Genomic DNA, 16,846 nt, shown 5'->3' with positions numbered 1-16,846 from the left:
ACTCTATAAAATACAAAAGACCCTTGCTATAAGAATAAAAAATGACATAACAAAAAGTATATGTGTATATTAACTTACAAGAATACAACTTTAGGTATAAGGAACAAACAAATGATCATAACAGTCCTTGATGGAATTGTCGTAGCAGTCATCCTTTTGTCCGCTTTTCTCGCTATGCTTAGAGGATTTTCGCGTGAAGTGCTATCGTTAGTTTCTTGGGCAATTGCAGCGGTTGCTACACTATTTTTATTCAAACCTATCCTGCCCTTTTTTGAGCAATATCTCTCTAATAAAACAATTGCATTAATCGCAACGTTAGTCACAATTTTTATTATTATTCTTATTATTACTTCAATCATTACAATGAAGATCTCTGATTTTATTATCGATAGTCGTATTGGTATCCTTGACCGTACTATCGGTTTTGTTTTTGGAGCACTTCGCGGTTTATTCATCATAGTCATCGGTATGTTGCTTCTTAATGCGCTTATTAAACCAGAAAATCAAGCAAACTGGTTAAAAAATGCCAGAACAAAACCCTTTTTAGATTCATTGGGACAAAAAGTGTGGGAAAAACTTCCCAAAAACTTCGATACTGTTCTTGAAAAAGCAGAAAAAATTTTCAAAAAAGATGAGGCTCCCATACAGAATAAGCACTCTCATGAAAAACTCATTCAGCAAAATAAGGAATAGCGTATCATGACCAAATATTTTCAATAATATGTAGGTATGATATGATTATTCCTCATAAAACAATTGAAAGAATATAATGATAAAAAGCGATATTTCCTGTCAGGATTTTTTATTGGATGATGATACTCTTCATGAAGAATGTGGGGTTTTTGGTATTCTTGGGCATGAAGATGCCGCAACATTAACAGCTCTAGGACTCCATGCGCTTCAACATCGTGGGCAAGAAGCTGCTGGAATTGTTTCTTATCATAATAAAATATTTCATCAAGAAAAGCATTTAGGTCTTGTTGGTGATCACTACACAAACCCCGCAACTCTTGCTCGTTTACCGGGAAATCGTGCTATCGGACATACCCGTTATTCAACTACTGGAGAAATAGCATTACGTAATGTTCAGCCTCTTTTTGCTGAATTAAAAGCCGGAGGTATTGCTATTGCCCATAACGGTAATCTCACCAATGGTCTTACATTACGTCGTGAGCTCATTGCATCAGGTGCTATTTGTCAATCAACATCGGATTCAGAAGTTTTTCTTCATCTTATTGCCCGTTCACGTTATGAATCTTCTTCTGATCGTTTTGTTGATGCTATTCGGCAAGTAGAAGGTGGATATGCCATGTTAGCACTCACACGCACCAAGCTTATTGCTGCACGTGATCCGATAGGTATTCGACCTCTCGTGATGGGAGAGCTTGATGGAAAACCAATTTTTTGTTCTGAAACCTGTGCTCTTGATATTATTGGAGCAAAATATGTACGCGATGTCAAAAATGGAGAAATTATTATCTGTGAAATACAAAAAAACGGGGAAATTACAAAAAAAATTATAAAACCAGAGAATGAAAAACCTGAAAAACTTTGCCTTTTTGAATATGTGTATTTTGCGCGTCCTGATTCAATTGTTGGAGGCCGTAATGTTTACACGGTACGTAAAAATATGGGAATCCGTTTGGCGCAGGAAGCACCTTGTGAAGGTGATGTTGTGGTGCCCGTTCCTGATGGAGGAACGCCCGCCGCAATTGGTTATGCACAAGAAATTGGCATCCCTTTTGAACTTGGTATTATTCGCAATCACTATGTTGGGCGCACTTTTATCGAACCAACACAGCAAATTCGTGCTTTTGGTGTAAAATTAAAGCATTCAGCAAATCGTTCTATCATAAAAGGAAAACGTGTTATCTTAGTTGATGATTCTATTGTGCGTGGAACAACTTCCCTTAAAATTGTGCGAATGCTCCGTGATGCAGGAGCAAAAGAAGTTCATATGCGTGTTTCTAGCCCTATGATTTTCTATCCCGATTTTTATGGTATTGATACACCCGATGTTAAAAGCTTATTGGCTAATCAATATCCAAATTTAACGTCCATGTGTCGCTTTGTTGGAGCTGACTCATTAGAGTTTCTTTCCACGGATGGTCTGTATCTTGCTGTAGCAGGAGAAAAACGAAATAACGCAGATCCACAATTTACTGATCATTATTTTACCGGACACTATCCTACACATTTGGTTGATCAAGAAAGCATTCCCCAAATCCATCAATCATCTGTTCTGAAAACAAGAGATTAATGATGATAAAATTTGATTTTAGTCTCGTTGGTCGTGTTGCACTTGTTACCGGCGCTTCAAGAGGCATTGGCTACCATTTAGCTTTAGAGCTAGCAGCACGCGGTGCTCATATTATCGCCCTTGCACGAACGGTTAGTGGCCTTACTGAATTGGATAATCAAATCCGAAAAAAAGGTGCCCAAGCAACACTCGTTCCACTCGACTTACATCATATGGACAATATTGATACTCTTAGTGTTTCAATTGCCAAACGTTGGCAAAAACTCGACATTATGGTCGCAAATGCTGGAATTCTTGGGACACTTTCACCAATAGCACATACTGAAAATAGAGTATTTGAAGATGTTTTTCAAATAAACCTCTTCAGTCAATGGCGCTTAATGAAGGCCGTTGAGCCCTTATTGCGTAAATCTGATGCTGGACGAGCAATTCTGTTATCCTCAAGCGTTGCTCATGTTGCACGCTCTTTCTGGGGTCCGTATGCAGCCTCTAAAGCTGCTTTAGAAATTATTGCCCGTTGCTGGGCAGAAGAACTAAAGCAAACCCCTATTAAGATTAATTGTGTGGATCCTGGTGCAACTCGCACCACCATGCGTACACAAGCCATGCCTGGAGAGAATCCTCAAACACTTCCTTCGCCACAAGAAGTCGCTGCAAAGATAGCCCATTTATCCTCCCCCGATTTGAAAGTAACAGGTAAACTTTTTAATGTTCGTAAAAATCGATTTATGGATTATCATGTACCTGATTAAGATAACATATCGGTTTGTAAGAATAATCCATCTTTTTATAACTTTAATGAATATTGCAAAGATAGTTGAGACTTTCTCTCATTAAAAAACTCTCTTGCATACTACAAAAAAATCAATATGTGGAAAAAATCATGAAAAAACAGTATGCTTTTCATGAAACGTCTAAACACTCTTGCTGTTTTAATTGTTAATCACTGGAAAAATAGATATTATGGTTGTAAACGCAAAAGAAATCATATAGTTAATGAAGATGATGGCGCTGGCTTATGTCTTTATAAGTGTAAAGACAAAAGTCTAAAATGGACTTTGATATTATATCCTTTGCTGGTGTCGCTGTAAAATGAGATTGAAGCAATAAGAGAGATTGCTTTGAAATAAATCTATAAAAGAGCAGTGCAATAATATATTACTCTCTTTAAAGAACATGTGCTTATTATTCATTATAGACAGAGAATAAAAATCACTAACCTAAATTAAATTGCTCTCTACTTCTGCTATTCTTCCTAAAATAAAAAAAGCTTTATGATTTTTGAATAGCTTTAGCGTTATTTTTTTTCTCTTCTAAAGCAGCCCGTTTATTATAAGCCACAAAACTACAGGGAAGAAAAATCATATAGCCAACGGCTGTAACTAATAAAGTGTACCATGTATAGGTTGCAAGAAAACCCACATAGATAACAATCCCTAACATGCATGGTACAACAACATCACGTCTTAAATTTTGATCAATTGTTTTTGCATTCCATACTGGTAAACGACTGACCAAAAGAAATGCAATAACTACGGTATAAAGGCTAAAAAATAACGCCCAACTCCAACTTGGTATCAAACCAAGTGCTCCCAAATACACGGGTAATAAAAGCAATAATGCTCCTGCTGGGGCAGGAACACCAACAAAATAACTTTCCTGCCATTTTGGTATATCGGCATTATCCAACATGACATTAAAACGTGCTAATCGCAAACAACAAGCAACACAATAAACAAGTGCTGCTACCCACCCCACTTGATGCGCTTGCGTTAAAATAAAGGAATAAACAATAAGCGCCGGTGCAACACCAAAATTAACTACATCAGCAAGAGAATCCATCTGTGCACCAAAAGATGAACTTCCATCCACTAAACGAGCAATACGACCATCCGCACCATCTAAAATTGCTGCTAAAAGCACCATTAAAATAGCCCCCTCATAACGATGCTCAAAAGCCAAACGAATACTGCTCATCCCTGCACAAATCGCCAAAATAGTGATGATATTGGGAATGATATAGCGCATTGGGGTAGGCGAACGCCATCTATTGGCAACATCATCATGTTGCCCCTCAAGATTAAATGAAGAAAATAGTGAAAAAATTTTCATTGTTTATCCTAATCAAATCTGAAATCAGTTGTAGCACTCTTTTCATCAAAAGAACCCAAGATTGTCTCTCCCGCAATTGCTGTTTGCCCAACTGCAACGCGTAATTTCACTGCATTTGGTACATAAATGTCAAGGCGAGAACCAAAACGAATCAAACCAAATCGTTCTCCAACCGTAACAGAATCATTTTCTTTCGCCCAACAAACAATCCGGCGCGCAATCATTCCGGCAATCTGTACCATACCAATTTTACCATGTTTGCTGTCAATCACCATCCCATTACGCTCATTAAACTGACTAGCTTTATCAAGCTCAGCATTGGCAAACTTACCTGGACGATAAACTATAGACTCTATGGTACCATTTATGGGAATACGATTAATGTGGCATGAAAAAATATCCATAAAAACGGAAATCCGGATCATTTCTTCTTTACCTAATCCCAATTCTTCAGGCGGAATACATGCTTCAACACATGAGATGCGCCCATCAGCAGGAGATATAACCCAATTGGAATTTAAAGGAATCACACGATCTGGATCACGAAAAAAGTAAATACACCAAATAGTGAGAACAAGACCACACCAAAATAACGGACTCCATAGCCAACCAAGAATGAGCGAAATAATAAAAAACGCAACAATAAAAGGATAACCCTCTTTATGGATTGGCGTAAAACCATTATGGATAGATTGTAGAATACTCATATCATTTCCTATTCATCGTATAACTTAAATAAGTCATAAATCTTTTTGTTCCTCCTTGCTCCTTTCTGTACTGAACCAATTACTCTATATAAAGTTATAATTTATATTTTGCGCAGCTTATTTTTTACGATTAACAACACCTATTTCATCTTCTTCGCGCATTTTACGTAATTTTTCTTCAGCTTTTGATGCTTCAAGTTGTTTATTCCACATGGAAGCATATAAACCTTTCTTACGTAAAAGCTCTGAATGTGTTCCATTTTCAATAATACGACCACTTTTGAGAACCAAAATTTCATCAGCATTGATAACAGTAGAAAGACGATGGGCAATTATCAATGTTGTACGCCCACGGCTGACAATATCCAATGCTTGTTGAATTTCCTGTTCTGTTGCCGTATCAAGAGCTGCAGTTGCTTCATCCAGAATAAGAAGTGGAGGTGCTTTTAACAGTGTCCGAGCAATAGCCACACGTTGCTTTTCACCACCTGATAATTTGAGTCCACGCTCGCCTACCATAGACTGAAAACCTTCCGGAAGCATCTCAATAAATTTTGATATCTGTGCCATTTCAGCAGCTTTGCGCATCTCTTCATCTGTAGCACTTGGACGCCCGTAGCGAATATTATAAGCAATTGTATCATTAAATAATACTGTATCCTGAGGTACCATACCAATCGCTTCACGCAAACTTTTTTGCGTTACATCACGAATATCTTGTCCGTCAATTGTGATGGAGCCTGCATCAACATCATAAAAACGAAAAAGTAATCGAGAAATAGTCGATTTACCAGCACCTGAAGGCCCAACAATTGCAACAGTTTTTCCTCCAGGAATTTCAAAATTAATCTCTTTGAGAATCTGACGAGACGGATTATAGGAAAAATTAACCTGATTAAACCGAATGTTACCATCACCCACGACCAATGGTTTGGCATCCAATTTATCAACAATTTCCTGTTGAACATCTAATAAATCAAACATGGCCTCAATATCAGTGAGTCCTTGCCGAATATCACGATAAATTGAACCAATAAAATTTAGTGGAATAGAAAGCTGTATTAAGATTGCATTAATAAAAACGAAATCCCCTAAAGTCTGTGTCTTATGAAAAACTTCGTAAGCTGACATCAACATCAGAATAGTCATGCCAATGCCAAAAATAACAGCCTGACCAAAATTAAGCCAGCTTAATGATGTCCAAATTTTTGTTGCTGATTTTTCATAATTTGCCATAGAAGAATCAAATCGATGCGCTTCCAGAGTTTCATTACAAAAATATTTGACTGTTTCAAAATTCAAAAGCGAATCAACAGCACGCGTATTCGCCTCTGTATCTGCTGTATTCATTTCTTGCCGAATACGAATACGCCAATCACTCGCCTTGATTGTGAATACAGTATAAACACTCACCATTATCACAACTATGAGGACATAATCCCCTCCATAGTTGATGTAAAATACAAGTGCTGTCACAATAAACTCTAAAACCGTTGGTACCGTATTGAGAATTGAAAATCTAACGATAGCTTCAATTCCCTTTGTACCACGCTCAATCACACGAGAAAGCCCACCAGTTCGCTTTTCTAAATGAAAGCGTAAAGATAATCCATGAATATGTACAAAGGTCTTATAGGCAAGTTGACGAATAGCATGTTGCCCAACAGTTGCAAATAGAGAATCGCGTAACTGGTTTAATCCAGCTTGGACAATACGTGCAATATTATATGCCAAAACAAACATGATAGGAACAATCCAACCGGATGAAAGCCATACTGGGAGATTAAAGCTCCTATCAAGCGTATTTGTAGCATATTTAAAGAAATAAGGTACAGAAATGAGAAACAGCTTGGCTAGAATAAGGTACAATATTGCCCATAGAACGCGCACTTTCAAATCACGTCGATCCGCCGGCCACATATAAGGCCATAAATTGTAAAGTGTATGGAAAGTTTGACCTGTTTCTGACGATACAGTTTTTACCGTTTCATTACGTTTCATAAGCCCTTATTTCTTTATCATCTCCTCAACAGGTGGCCACAAAAAAACCTCCCTGTTGCTGCTCATTGGTCTCATATTATTTCTTCTATGCTTCCAATAAGCTCCACCTCTTAAAAGTTTAAAGTTAGACTGTTTTTGAAAAAGGGACAAGAAATAATCCTTTATAAAGTTTATTATTTTGATCTGTCTGTTCATACCATTCCGCTGCAAATAAACTTTCAACTTTAACACGCTTTTTTTTCAATTCTGCTTGAAGCCATGCCTTTGATTTACCAATCTCTTTAAGCCCTTCATCGATAATTTCACCATTTTCTACTAAAATAGTAGACTTTTTCCCCTCTTCCTTTTTAATAATGGTGCAATCGCCATTGGTTTCTAAATGAACAAACGCAGCTTCATGTAAACTACAATTTTTAATACGCAACATTGTAATTAAGTCATTGACACTGATACCCAAACTTTCAATCTTATCTATTTGAAAGACACCATCTAAAACCAGTGTGATATTTCGCCCTGCAACAAGGCGACGAAAAAAAACGGAATAGCGTGCAAAAAAATTAAGAGATGTTACCAAAGTTTGCCAAATACATAAAACAATCAACAGTTGGGTCGTACCAATATTCGAATTATAAATAACGCCTCCAATAATACTCCCCATTACAAAATTACTGACCAAATCAACAGGAGTCATTTGACTAAGACTACCGCGCCCCGTTGTTCTTAAAATAAATAGAAAGGCAACAAGGCCAACAGCTAATTTAAATGCAACATAACCATAACTATAGATAAATTCCATCATATTCTCCCTTTTTTACGAGAGCTGCTGGAACAAGCAAATCACAATCGCTTTACTTCCCACATCGTTATACGCTCACCCGTGTGTGGATCCTTTTTATCTTTTAACATAATCCCCTCGGCTGCAAGCTCATCACGAATTGTATCCGCAGCTGCCCACTCTTTATTATGGATAAGATGTAGTCTTTCGGCAATGCGCTGATCAATAAATTTTGCATTCAAAGGAGCATTTCTTATAAACAAAGGACACTCTACATCTTTTATCCATTTTTGACGTAAGAGCCCAAATAAATTCATTCCATTTGCAAGAGCTACGGCATCTCCTATTTTATAAAATTTTCGTAAAAGAGCAAATGCACTTGGAGTATTCAGATCGTCACTGAGAGCATTTATCAAAGAATCCTCAACCACTTCATTATTTTCTAACCTCTCACCTTCACAGCGCAGCAATTTATACCAACGATACAGTTCGTTACTAGAGTTTGCTAAACGCTGTGCTGTCCAATTTAATGGTTCACGATAATGCGTTTGTAACATCGAAAAACGTGCAGACAAACCTGCCCACTTTTGCTTTATTTCATCGGTTAACGCATCATTAAATTCAAAAAAATCATTCTCTAAAACAGAACGAATAGTCAGGAAATTACCAAGGCTTTTTGACATTTTTTTACCTTCAACTTGCAAAAAACCATTATGCATCCAAAAATTAGCCATTCGTTCCGTTCCAAAAGCCGAACAACTTTGCGCAATCTCATTTTCATGGTGAGGAAAAATCAAATCAAGTCCACCACCATGGATATCAAAAATATTTGCTGCTGGATCATCGCAATTTAAACCGCCGCCATAGGGGGAAAGCAGCTTTGCCATTGACATTGCTGAACATTCAATATGCCAGCCTGGACGTCCTAAAACAGAAATTCCTGCCGGTGATGCCCAACCTGGTTCTTCTGCCGCAGAGGGCTTCCATAAAACAAAATCCATCTCCTCCCTTTTATAAGCAGCAACATCAACACGCGCGCCCGCTTTCATTTCCTCCAACGAGCGTTTTGCAAATTCCCCATAATGGGGATGATTTTTTATGCTATTTATAGAAAATAAGATATGATTTTCCGCTTTATAAGCGTGTCCTTTTTCAAGCAACCTTTCAATTAAGGCGCGCATTTCCTCTAAATGATCCGTTGCTCGGGGCTGACTGGTTGGTAACAAACAACCTAGTGCCATTGTGTCTTTTTGAAATTGAGAATAGGTACGCTGCGTTAACTGGTCAATAGCTTCATTAAGTGCTAATTTCGGATACTCATGGGCTGCGCGTGCATTAATTTTATCATCTAAATCGGTAATATTACGCGCATATATAACATGATCATGACCATACACATGACGCAATAAGCGAAATAACATATCAAAAACAATTACAGGACGTGCATTCCCTATGTGGGCATAATCATAAACTGTCGGACCACAAACATAAAGACGCACTTTTGTAGCATCTATCGGTGTAAAATTTTCTTTTCTACGTGTAAGCGTATTATAAAATCGCAACTTACTCATCATTATACTCCGTTAGCACTAGACTTACCGATTCTCAGGATAAAACTTCTTCTCAAATTATTGCATCGTGTGATTTAAACAAAAATTTTCGTATAGCTTCTGTAAACTTCTCACAACTTCTCCACTTTTATCTAGGCTTTATCCATCATCTGTAACAATAACAATTTATTTTATTTGATTGGAATATTCTATCGATAGCTATTTTTTCTTAATGAAAAAATTATCACAGAATAAAATCTGCAACCTGCAATACCAAAAGAAAATAAATTCCCACGAAAAACAAATTTTATACAGAAAATCTGAAATTTTTAGTCACATAAAGCTTTATTGGAATTTTCAATATCCCCATAATGCTTTCCTTCCCCTCTTTCACGCCCTAAATTTCATAATATACCTACTATTGGTAATGATGCACAAACTATTTTATCCACAATTGTACATTGTAGAGAAATTTATAAAAGGAAGAAAATAAATTGATACGTAACATATTGATAAAAATTACTTTTTTTATATTTTTTTTCGCTTTAAGGCCAATCTTTGCGCAACAATCACCGCCCTATGAAGAAAAATTGCTACGGTTAGCAGAAATTTTGGGATCTCTACACGCATTACAAAATCTTTGTAAGCCTCCAACAAACCATTGGTATAACTACATGCATGCACTGATTGAAGCAGAACAACCGATATCACAAAGACGCGCTCATTTTTATGAAGCGTTTAATAGAGCCTATCGTGCTTTTTCAGAAAATTATCATTATTGCACACAATCAGCCATTGAAGCAAATCAAAGATATATTAAAGAAGGAAGCACCTTATCCGAAAGTCTTCTCATGCATTATAACAATCAATCTTTACAAAATTATCAAACCATCGATTTAAGCTATCCAACCAAAAAAAATGAGTAAGTTCATAAGCCGCCTCTACTATAAATATAAGAATAATCTACAATACGCCTTTAACTTCATCTGGTAACAGCACCATGCAAACCCTTTGGCAATAAACAAAGTTATTTTATAAAATCCATCAACTTTATTTGACTAAACCAAAGCTTCTATAAATTTAACAGGCTCACCTTGCGAAGGCGTGACAATTTCACCTTCCCACATAACACGCATACCACGAATAATGGTTCCAACAGGCCAGCCTTTAACTTTTTGACCATCATAAGGTGTCCAACCTGCACGCGAACCAATCAATGTATTGGTAAGCATTTCTTCTCGCTGCAAATCAACAATGGTTAAATCAGCATCATATCCAACAGCAATGCGTCCTTTACAACTTATACCAAAAATGCGGCTAGGGCCATGTGAGGTGAGATCAACAAAACGTTCAAGAGATAATTTCCCTGCATTGACATGCGTTAGCATAATTGCTGCCGTTGTTTGCACACCTGTCATCCCCGAAGGTGAAGCAGGATAAGGTTGAAGCTTTTCTTTAAGCGTATGAGGCGCATGATCAGAACCTAATACATCAACAATACCTTGCTGCACACCATACCAAAGAGCTTCACAGTGGCGACTCTCGCGGATTGGTGGATTCATTTGAATCAATGTACCAAAGCGCTGATAATCATGAGCTGTTAAAGTTAAATGATGTTGTGTAACTTCAATTGTTGCCACATCTTTGTGCTTTTTTAGAAAATCAATTTCTTCTGCTGTGGAGAGGTGTAATACATGAATACGTGCCTTTGTTTCATGCGCAATTTTTACCAAGCGTCGCGTACATTTTAATGCTGCAATCTCATCACGCCAAACCGGATGGGATGACGCATCTCCTTCAATCCGTAATATTTTACGCTCTCCAAGTCTTTCTTCATCTTCAGAATGAAAAGCCGCACGACGGCGCGTATTTTTCAAAATAAGACGCACACTTTCATCATCATCTACCAACAGATTACCGGTCGAAGATCCCATGAAGACTTTAACTCCAGCAGCACCTGGTAATCTTTCTAACTCAGAGAGCTCATGGGCATTTTCACGCGTTCCTCCAACCCAAAATGCAAAATCACAATGCATCCGATGAAATCCGCGTTTTACTTTATCAGACAATGCCTCTTCTGATGTGGTTAAGGGATTGGTATTAGGCATTTCAAACACCGCTGTAACCCCCCCTAATACCGCAGAATAGGAGCCACTTTCTAAATCTTCTTTATGTTCACTGCCTGGTTCACGAAAATGAACTTGACTATCGATAATCCCTGGCAAAATATGCAGCCCTGTACAATCAATAACTTCTCCAGCAGATGTACATGTAAGGTCACCAATTTCAGCAATACGGCCATTTGTAATACCAATATCACGTTGATTTTTTCCATCATGATTTACAACCGTTGCACCTTTAAAAATTGTATCAAATGTTTTAAACATAGCCATACTCCTTACATATCCTTTCTTTATCGATTATGTAACTTTGGGCAGAAAGGCAAGAACCATGATTGAAAAACAAAATGCCATTCTTTTTAAAAACCGTAGAATTATTAAAGTTACTGGTGAAGAAGCAACAAACTTTCTGCAAGTCCTTATCACAACAGATGTGACAAAAATTGGCCCACAAGAAATTTTTCCTAGTGCACTTTTATCCCCACAAGGAAAAGTTCTTGCTGATTTTCTTATCGGCAAAAGAGATGATGGTTATCTGATTGATATCGTTGTCTCTCTGGCTGATACCTTCTACAAACGCCTGCTCCTCTATAAACTCCATAAAAAAGTAGAAATTACAAAACCATTACAAGAACTTGTTACAGTTTCTTGGAATAATGAATCAGATACTTTAAATTTTGATTCAAGTTTTATTGATAAACGCTTTCCACAAAAAGAAAAAATCATACGGACTTATGGAACAACACCCTTTTTGGCTTCAGAATATTGTGACATCTGGAATCGATTACGTATCCGTTATGCAATCGCAGAAAGTGGTCAAGATTATGAAATAGGTAAAGTCTTTCCCCATGATATTAATTATGATCAAATTAATGGGCTTTCCTTTAATAAAGGGTGTTATATTGGACAGGAAATTGTTTCACGCATGTATCACCGTCACGCAGTACGTCGCCGTCTTTTGATCGTAAAGAGTCAACAAGAATTAACCCCTAATTCCAGTGTTGAAGCAGGAACAAAAATCCTTGGTTATTTGGGAACATGTGCTGAAAATGAAGCTCTTATTTTAACGCGTATTGATCATGTCAAAGATGCTATGGATAATAATATCCCATTTACAGTAAAAGATGTTCCCGTTACCATAAGCATTGCTGAAAATATGAATTTTACCTTCCCTGAAAGCACTATGGAAATGCATTAATGGCTAAAGTTGAATTATCACGAAAAGGAGAAGCACGTGCTTGGCAAAGAATGCTTTCTGGCCGACGACTTGACCTTCTAAATCCCTCTCCTTTCGATATTGAAATCGAAGATATTGCCCATGGTCTTGCCCGCGTTGCGCGTTGGAATGGTCAAACACAAGGAGATTATGCCTATTCTGTAGCACAACATTCACTTTTGGTAGAACAAATATTTCAAAAGCTTTGTCCGCAATCGCACAGTAATGAGTGTTTATGCGCTCTCCTCCATGATGCGCCAGAATATGTCATTGGTGATATTATTTCACCCTTTAAAGCTGTTATTGGAAAACAATATGAGCTTATCGAAAAACGTATACAAGATGCTATTCATATGCGCTTTTCTCTCCCCATTGATCCCTCTCAAAAACTTTTGAAAAAAATCAAGAAAGCTGATCGTATTGCTGCATTTTACGAAGCTATTACACTTGCTGGATTTAATACAGAAGAAGCCCTTCGCTATTTTGGTTCTCCCAATAATATTTTATGCGATGATCTCAATTTGCAACTCTATTCTACACAACAAATTGAAAATGCTTTTTTAACGCGTTTTAATGATCTTGATGCTCAGAGATCATATTAATTCTCTGCAAAAATTTTTAAAATCCGTGTGTTCAAAAGCCAATCATCATTGAATATAAACAAAAATACTTTGAAAATGTGAACACTCATTATCAGAGCCTAACCATCAATACATTTTGTTTAAGATTTTTATATTAAACTGGATTTTATTTTAGTTTATAAACTTCCCTATCTGCTGGAAAAGCACGTGATATAACATCATCTGCATAATTCTTGATAGCGGTCTCCATTGCTTGTTCAAGAGCACCATAACGACGTATAAATTTTGGCACATGCGCCCCATAACCTAACATATCTTCCATAACCAATATTTGTCCATCACACTGATTGGATGCACCAATACCAATAGTTGGGATAGAAAGTTTTTCTGTAAGCTTTATTGCTAAAGGCTCAACAACTCCTTCTATCACAACAGCAAAAGCACCAGCTTCTTCAATCGCTGCTCCATCGTCTTCAATTCTTTGCCAATCACTCTGCTTTCGTCCTTGTGTCTTAAAACCACCAAAACGATTTACCGCCTGTGGCGTAAGACCGATATGCCCCATAACTGGAATACCGCGTTTAGATAAAAAATCGATTGTTTCTGCTATATAAATACCTCCTTCAAGTTTCACTGCCCCACACCCTGTTTGTGCAAGAATACGCGACGCATTCAAAAAAGCCTGTTCTGGACTTTCTTCATAGGAACCAAAAGGCATATCAACAATGACAAGCGCCTTCTGAGAACCACGCATAACTGCTTTCCCATGCAAAATCATCATATCTAAATTAACAGGAAGTGTTGTTTCAAATCCATATACCACCATACCAACACTATCACCAACCAAAAGTATATCGCAATAGGGATCAGCAATCCGTGCCGTATAAGCCTGATAAGCTGTGAGTGAAACAATCGGTTTTTGACCTTTTCTTGAGCGTATTTCAGCAGACGTTATACGCTTCACGGTTTCATTATGTATACTCATTTCTCAGCCTTCTCTTGCAACATATATTGGTCAATAAGCCTCACAGTACCAAAACGAACAGTGAGCAATAAAACTGCAGGTTTTTCTAGTTTTCCTTTAACTGTGCATAACGTTTTCATATCCTGTAAATCTATGGATTCAACAATCGCGCGTGATTCTTGTTGTAAAATATTGCGAACAATTTTGCATAATTTCGCAACAGATCTTTCACCTTGGTGATAAAGCTCTTCAGCAGCTTTACCACTTTCAGGAATAATTTTTGCTGCTTTACGATCTTCTAATGTTAAAAGTTTATTTCGTGAAGAATACGCTACACCATCTGCTTCACGTAAAATAGGCACACCAATAATTTCAATAGGAAAAGCCAAATCTTCAACCATCCGTCGAATAATCGAGATTTGTTGAAAATCTTTTTCTCCAAAAAAAGCCTTATCCGGTTGAACAATATTAAAAAGTTTAGCAACAACACTGCTCACACCACAAAAATGCCCAGGACGTAATCTTCCGATTAATATACGCGATAGTTTTTCCACTTTTACAATTGTTTCATTTCCTCGTGGCCACATCTCATCAGTAAAGGGTGCAAAAACATATTCAACACCTGCTTTTTTTAACAAAGCACAATCACCCTGTAAATCTCTGGGATATTGATCAAAATCTTCATGGGAAGCAAATTGTTTCGGATTGACAAAAATAGAAACCACACTGCGATCACACATTGCTTTTGCTTGCTGTACTAATGCGAGATGGCCTTCATGTAACGCTCCCATAGTGGGAACCAATCCAATTGAAAATCCTAAACGCCGTTCTTCGGTAATACATTGACGTATTTCAGCAATTGTTTTTAAAATTTGTATTTTCATATTCTTTTTAATATTTATTCAATTAACAAGTTAAAGCTTACATACGAAATCGCCGTTCAAATAATTGTATCAAATTCATACGCACCGATGGTTGTTTTATATCTCGTGGTTCCCAAACATGACGCAATAAAAAGAAGCCTGTTAAAATAAAACCATTTATTACATCGCTAAAATCTACAGGACGAGTCATTCTTCGTATAAGAAACTGGGGGAGAATGAGAAGTTTTTCTTTCCAAGGCTGCCCTGCTTGCTCACAAACAGCCTGTCCCGATTTTGGTGAAACATAGATAAGTCTTTCTAAACTTCCTGTTGCAGCACAACGAGATAAATCAAGACCAAAACCAAGCTCCTCAAGAAGCCGCATTTCAAAACGTACAAGCAATTCCGCAATAACAGATGGCTCTTCAAAACTCTGCATAAAAAGATGTAAAAGATCATATAAAACAGGATGCGGACTTCGTTCAGGAAGAAACCGCAAATGAAAAGCCAATAACTGCAAAGCATACAGTGCTTCTGGTAAAATTATTAATCGTGCTGCATGTAGATCAAGCGCTTCAAGGCGAAAAAGTCCCAAATGTTCGTCTAAACGTGCCCACCATTCCGCCTCAACAAAATTTCCAGGTTGAAGAAGTGCTGCCATACGACGTGAACGTCCTCCTTTGACCACACCCATATAACGACCATGCTGACGTGTCATAATTTCAAGAATAACACTTGTTTCACCACACTGGCGTGTACCAAGAATAATGGCTTGCTCTTTCCATTTCATTTTATTTTAGAAAATCCAATCCCATTTCACGGTAACGTTCCGGATCACTGTCCCAATGACCACGCACTTTCACAAACAGAAAAAGATGAACTTTTTGATCCATAATTTCCATCAACTCCTTACGTGCTGCTTGACCAATTGCTTTAATTGTATCGCCTTTTGCGCCTAAAACAATTTTTTTCTGGCTATCACGTTCCACATAAATGACTTGATTAATTTTTACTGAACCATCTGAACGCTCTTCCCAACTCTCTGTTTCAACTGTTGAAGAATAAGGAAGTTCATCATGAAGACGAATAAAAAGCTTTTCGCGCGTAATTTCAGCAGCAAGATGACGCATCGGCATATCCGAAATTTGATCCTCTGGATAATACCATGGTCCTTCCTGCATCATGTTACTCAATGTGTGAAGCAAATCCTTACAACCAGAACCATTGAGAGCTGAAATCATAAATGTCTGCACAAACTTCACATGCCCATTTATTTTGGCGGTTAATGCTAAAAGGGATTCTTTCGCAACTGTATCAATCTTATTAAGAACGAGAATCTTATCTTGCTTAATATTTTTTACAATATCTAACATCATATATACATCATCCGAAAGACCACTTTGAACATCAATCAAAACTAAAAGAATATCAGCACTCTTAACACTCCCCCAAGCAGTAGATACCATCGCGCGTTCTAACCGCTTATGAGGACGGAAAACACCTGGTGTGTCAACCAACACGATTTGCGTATTATGATGAATGACAATGCCGCGGATTAAAGTCCGTGTTGTTTGTACCTTATGCGTTACAATTGAAACCTTCGTTCCAACTAACTGATTCACCAACGTTGATTTGCCAGCATTCGGCATCCCAATAAGTACAACAAAGCCAGAACGCATTTTCATAACGTCATCCAT

At 37.4% G+C, this 16,846-nt stretch carries 16 protein-coding genes; 6 read left to right on the top strand and 10 right to left on the bottom strand.

The genetic code is table 11. From position 1 onward, the window contains the following. Positions 1 to 111: 111 nt before the first annotated feature. The 3 genes from ABD909_RS00330 to ABD909_RS00320 all read left to right on the top strand — a co-directional run bounded on the left by ABD909_RS00330 (position 112) and on the right by ABD909_RS00320 (position 3,012). Positions 112 to 693 (top strand): CvpA family protein, encoded by a 582-nt coding sequence (locus tag ABD909_RS00330; protein WP_345095951.1) that lies wholly within the window; start codon positions 112 to 114, stop codon positions 691 to 693. A gap of 76 nt (positions 694 to 769) precedes the next feature. Then, positions 770 to 2,260 carry an amidophosphoribosyltransferase gene (gene purF, locus ABD909_RS00325; protein ID WP_345095950.1) on the top strand — a complete coding sequence of 497 codons (1,491 nt, stop codon included), beginning with the start codon at positions 770 to 772 and terminating at the stop codon, positions 2,258 to 2,260. A 2-nt stretch (positions 2,261 to 2,262) separates the two neighbouring features. Then, complete coding sequence (locus ABD909_RS00320) at positions 2,263 to 3,012, top strand: SDR family NAD(P)-dependent oxidoreductase (protein WP_345095977.1); 750 nt, start codon at positions 2,263 to 2,265, stop codon at positions 3,010 to 3,012. 520 nt (positions 3,013 to 3,532) lie between these two features. Here the strand turns inward: ABD909_RS00320 and pssA are convergent. From pssA to cysS, 5 genes are all read right to left on the bottom strand, one after another. Next, positions 3,533 to 4,372, bottom strand: a complete 840-nt coding sequence (gene pssA / locus ABD909_RS00315; RefSeq protein ID WP_345095949.1) for a CDP-diacylglycerol--serine O-phosphatidyltransferase — start codon at positions 4,370 to 4,372, stop codon at positions 3,533 to 3,535. An 8-nt stretch (positions 4,373 to 4,380) separates the two neighbouring features. Next, entirely contained in the window at positions 4,381 to 5,079 is a 699-nt protein-coding gene (locus ABD909_RS00310; protein WP_345095948.1) for a phosphatidylserine decarboxylase, read from the bottom strand. A gap of 117 nt (positions 5,080 to 5,196) precedes the next feature. After that, complete coding sequence (locus ABD909_RS00305) at positions 5,197 to 7,080, bottom strand: ABCB family ABC transporter ATP-binding protein/permease (protein ID WP_345095947.1); 1,884 nt, start codon at positions 7,078 to 7,080, stop codon at positions 5,197 to 5,199. 124 nt (positions 7,081 to 7,204) lie between these two features. Further along, positions 7,205 to 7,876 carry a DUF421 domain-containing protein gene (locus tag ABD909_RS00300; protein WP_345095976.1) on the bottom strand — a complete coding sequence of 224 codons (672 nt, stop codon included), beginning with the start codon at positions 7,874 to 7,876 and terminating at the stop codon, positions 7,205 to 7,207. Between the two features lie 41 nt (positions 7,877 to 7,917). Continuing rightward, the gene (cysS, locus tag ABD909_RS00295) at positions 7,918 to 9,426 is read right to left on the bottom strand and encodes a cysteine--tRNA ligase (protein ID WP_345095975.1); all 1,509 of its coding nucleotides are present in this window, start codon (positions 9,424 to 9,426) and stop codon (positions 7,918 to 7,920) included. Between the two features lie 476 nt (positions 9,427 to 9,902). Between cysS and ABD909_RS00290 the strand changes: the two genes are divergently transcribed. Beyond that, on the top strand, positions 9,903 to 10,331 hold the full coding sequence (locus ABD909_RS00290; RefSeq protein WP_345095974.1) for a TIGR02301 family protein: 429 nt from the start codon (positions 9,903 to 9,905) through the stop codon (positions 10,329 to 10,331). Positions 10,332 to 10,463: 132 nt separating this feature from the next. On the opposite strand, the gene ABD909_RS00285 is transcribed toward ABD909_RS00290, so the two are convergent. Further along, positions 10,464 to 11,792 (bottom strand): dihydroorotase, encoded by a 1,329-nt coding sequence (locus ABD909_RS00285; protein ID WP_345095946.1) that lies wholly within the window; start codon positions 11,790 to 11,792, stop codon positions 10,464 to 10,466. A gap of 64 nt (positions 11,793 to 11,856) precedes the next feature. Between ABD909_RS00285 and ygfZ the strand changes: the two genes are divergently transcribed. Together ygfZ and ABD909_RS00275 are read left to right on the top strand one after the other, a co-directional pair. Then, positions 11,857 to 12,723 carry a CAF17-like 4Fe-4S cluster assembly/insertion protein YgfZ gene (gene ygfZ / locus ABD909_RS00280; protein ID WP_345095945.1) on the top strand — a complete coding sequence of 289 codons (867 nt, stop codon included), beginning with the start codon at positions 11,857 to 11,859 and terminating at the stop codon, positions 12,721 to 12,723. Further along, positions 12,723 to 13,343 carry a YfbR-like 5'-deoxynucleotidase gene (locus tag ABD909_RS00275; protein WP_345095944.1) on the top strand — a complete coding sequence of 207 codons (621 nt, stop codon included), beginning with the start codon at positions 12,723 to 12,725 and terminating at the stop codon, positions 13,341 to 13,343. The genes ygfZ and ABD909_RS00275 overlap by 1 nt, the downstream gene beginning before the upstream one ends. A 145-nt stretch (positions 13,344 to 13,488) precedes the next feature. Here the strand turns inward: ABD909_RS00275 and panB are convergent, their stop codons facing one another. From panB to era, 4 genes are read right to left on the bottom strand one after another with little or no spacing between them, the layout of a single operon-like run. Next, entirely contained in the window at positions 13,489 to 14,307 is an 819-nt protein-coding gene (gene panB, locus ABD909_RS00270; RefSeq protein WP_345095943.1) for a 3-methyl-2-oxobutanoate hydroxymethyltransferase, read from the bottom strand. Further along, positions 14,304 to 15,170: a pantoate--beta-alanine ligase gene (gene panC, locus ABD909_RS00265; RefSeq protein ID WP_345095942.1), complete on the bottom strand. Its 867-nt coding sequence runs from the start codon at positions 15,168 to 15,170 to the stop codon at positions 14,304 to 14,306. Before panC ends, panB begins: the two co-directional genes overlap by 4 nt. 37 nt (positions 15,171 to 15,207) lie before the next feature. Beyond that, positions 15,208 to 15,939, bottom strand: a complete 732-nt coding sequence (recO, locus tag ABD909_RS00260; RefSeq protein ID WP_345095941.1) for a DNA repair protein RecO — start codon at positions 15,937 to 15,939, stop codon at positions 15,208 to 15,210. Position 15,940: 1 nt separating this feature from the next. Further along, a complete protein-coding gene (gene era, locus ABD909_RS00255; protein WP_345095973.1) occupies positions 15,941 to 16,846 on the bottom strand; it encodes a GTPase Era in 906 nt (301 codons plus the stop codon).

This window comes from Bartonella acomydis, from assembly GCF_039543025.1.
GTDB lineage: Bacteria > Pseudomonadota > Alphaproteobacteria > Rhizobiales > Rhizobiaceae > Bartonella > Bartonella acomydis.
The sequence above is the reverse complement of the archived record's forward strand: the minus strand, read 5'-3'. Positions and strand labels throughout refer to the sequence as shown.

What these genes read in the sequence shown, in the direction of transcription:
- ABD909_RS00285 (WP_345095946.1), bottom strand. Translation starts at nt 11,792, where the DNA reads ATGTTTAAAACATTTGATACAATTTTTAAAGGTGCAACGGTTGTAAAT.
- ABD909_RS00330 (WP_345095951.1), top strand. Translation starts at nt 112, where the DNA reads ATGATCATAACAGTCCTTGATGGAATTGTCGTAGCAGTCATCCTTTTG.
- ABD909_RS00300 (WP_345095976.1), bottom strand. Translation starts at nt 7,876, where the DNA reads ATGGAATTTATCTATAGTTATGGTTATGTTGCATTTAAATTAGCTGTT.
- recO (WP_345095941.1), bottom strand. Translation starts at nt 15,939, where the DNA reads ATGAAATGGAAAGAGCAAGCCATTATTCTTGGTACACGCCAGTGTGGT.
- panB (WP_345095943.1), bottom strand. Translation starts at nt 14,307, where the DNA reads ATGAGTATACATAATGAAACCGTGAAGCGTATAACGTCTGCTGAAATA.
- purF (WP_345095950.1), top strand. Translation starts at nt 770, where the DNA reads ATGATAAAAAGCGATATTTCCTGTCAGGATTTTTTATTGGATGATGAT.
- era (WP_345095973.1), bottom strand. Translation starts at nt 16,846, where the DNA reads ATGGATGACGTTATGAAAATGCGTTCTGGCTTTGTTGTACTTATTGGG.
- ABD909_RS00275 (WP_345095944.1), top strand. Translation starts at nt 12,723, where the DNA reads ATGGCTAAAGTTGAATTATCACGAAAAGGAGAAGCACGTGCTTGGCAA.
- cysS (WP_345095975.1), bottom strand. Translation starts at nt 9,426, where the DNA reads ATGAGTAAGTTGCGATTTTATAATACGCTTACACGTAGAAAAGAAAAT.
- ABD909_RS00320 (WP_345095977.1), top strand. Translation starts at nt 2,263, where the DNA reads ATGATAAAATTTGATTTTAGTCTCGTTGGTCGTGTTGCACTTGTTACC.
- ABD909_RS00305 (WP_345095947.1), bottom strand. Translation starts at nt 7,080, where the DNA reads ATGAAACGTAATGAAACGGTAAAAACTGTATCGTCAGAAACAGGTCAA.
- ygfZ (WP_345095945.1), top strand. Translation starts at nt 11,857, where the DNA reads ATGATTGAAAAACAAAATGCCATTCTTTTTAAAAACCGTAGAATTATT.
- panC (WP_345095942.1), bottom strand. Translation starts at nt 15,170, where the DNA reads ATGAAAATACAAATTTTAAAAACAATTGCTGAAATACGTCAATGTATT.
- pssA (WP_345095949.1), bottom strand. Translation starts at nt 4,372, where the DNA reads ATGAAAATTTTTTCACTATTTTCTTCATTTAATCTTGAGGGGCAACAT.
- ABD909_RS00310 (WP_345095948.1), bottom strand. Translation starts at nt 5,079, where the DNA reads ATGAGTATTCTACAATCTATCCATAATGGTTTTACGCCAATCCATAAA.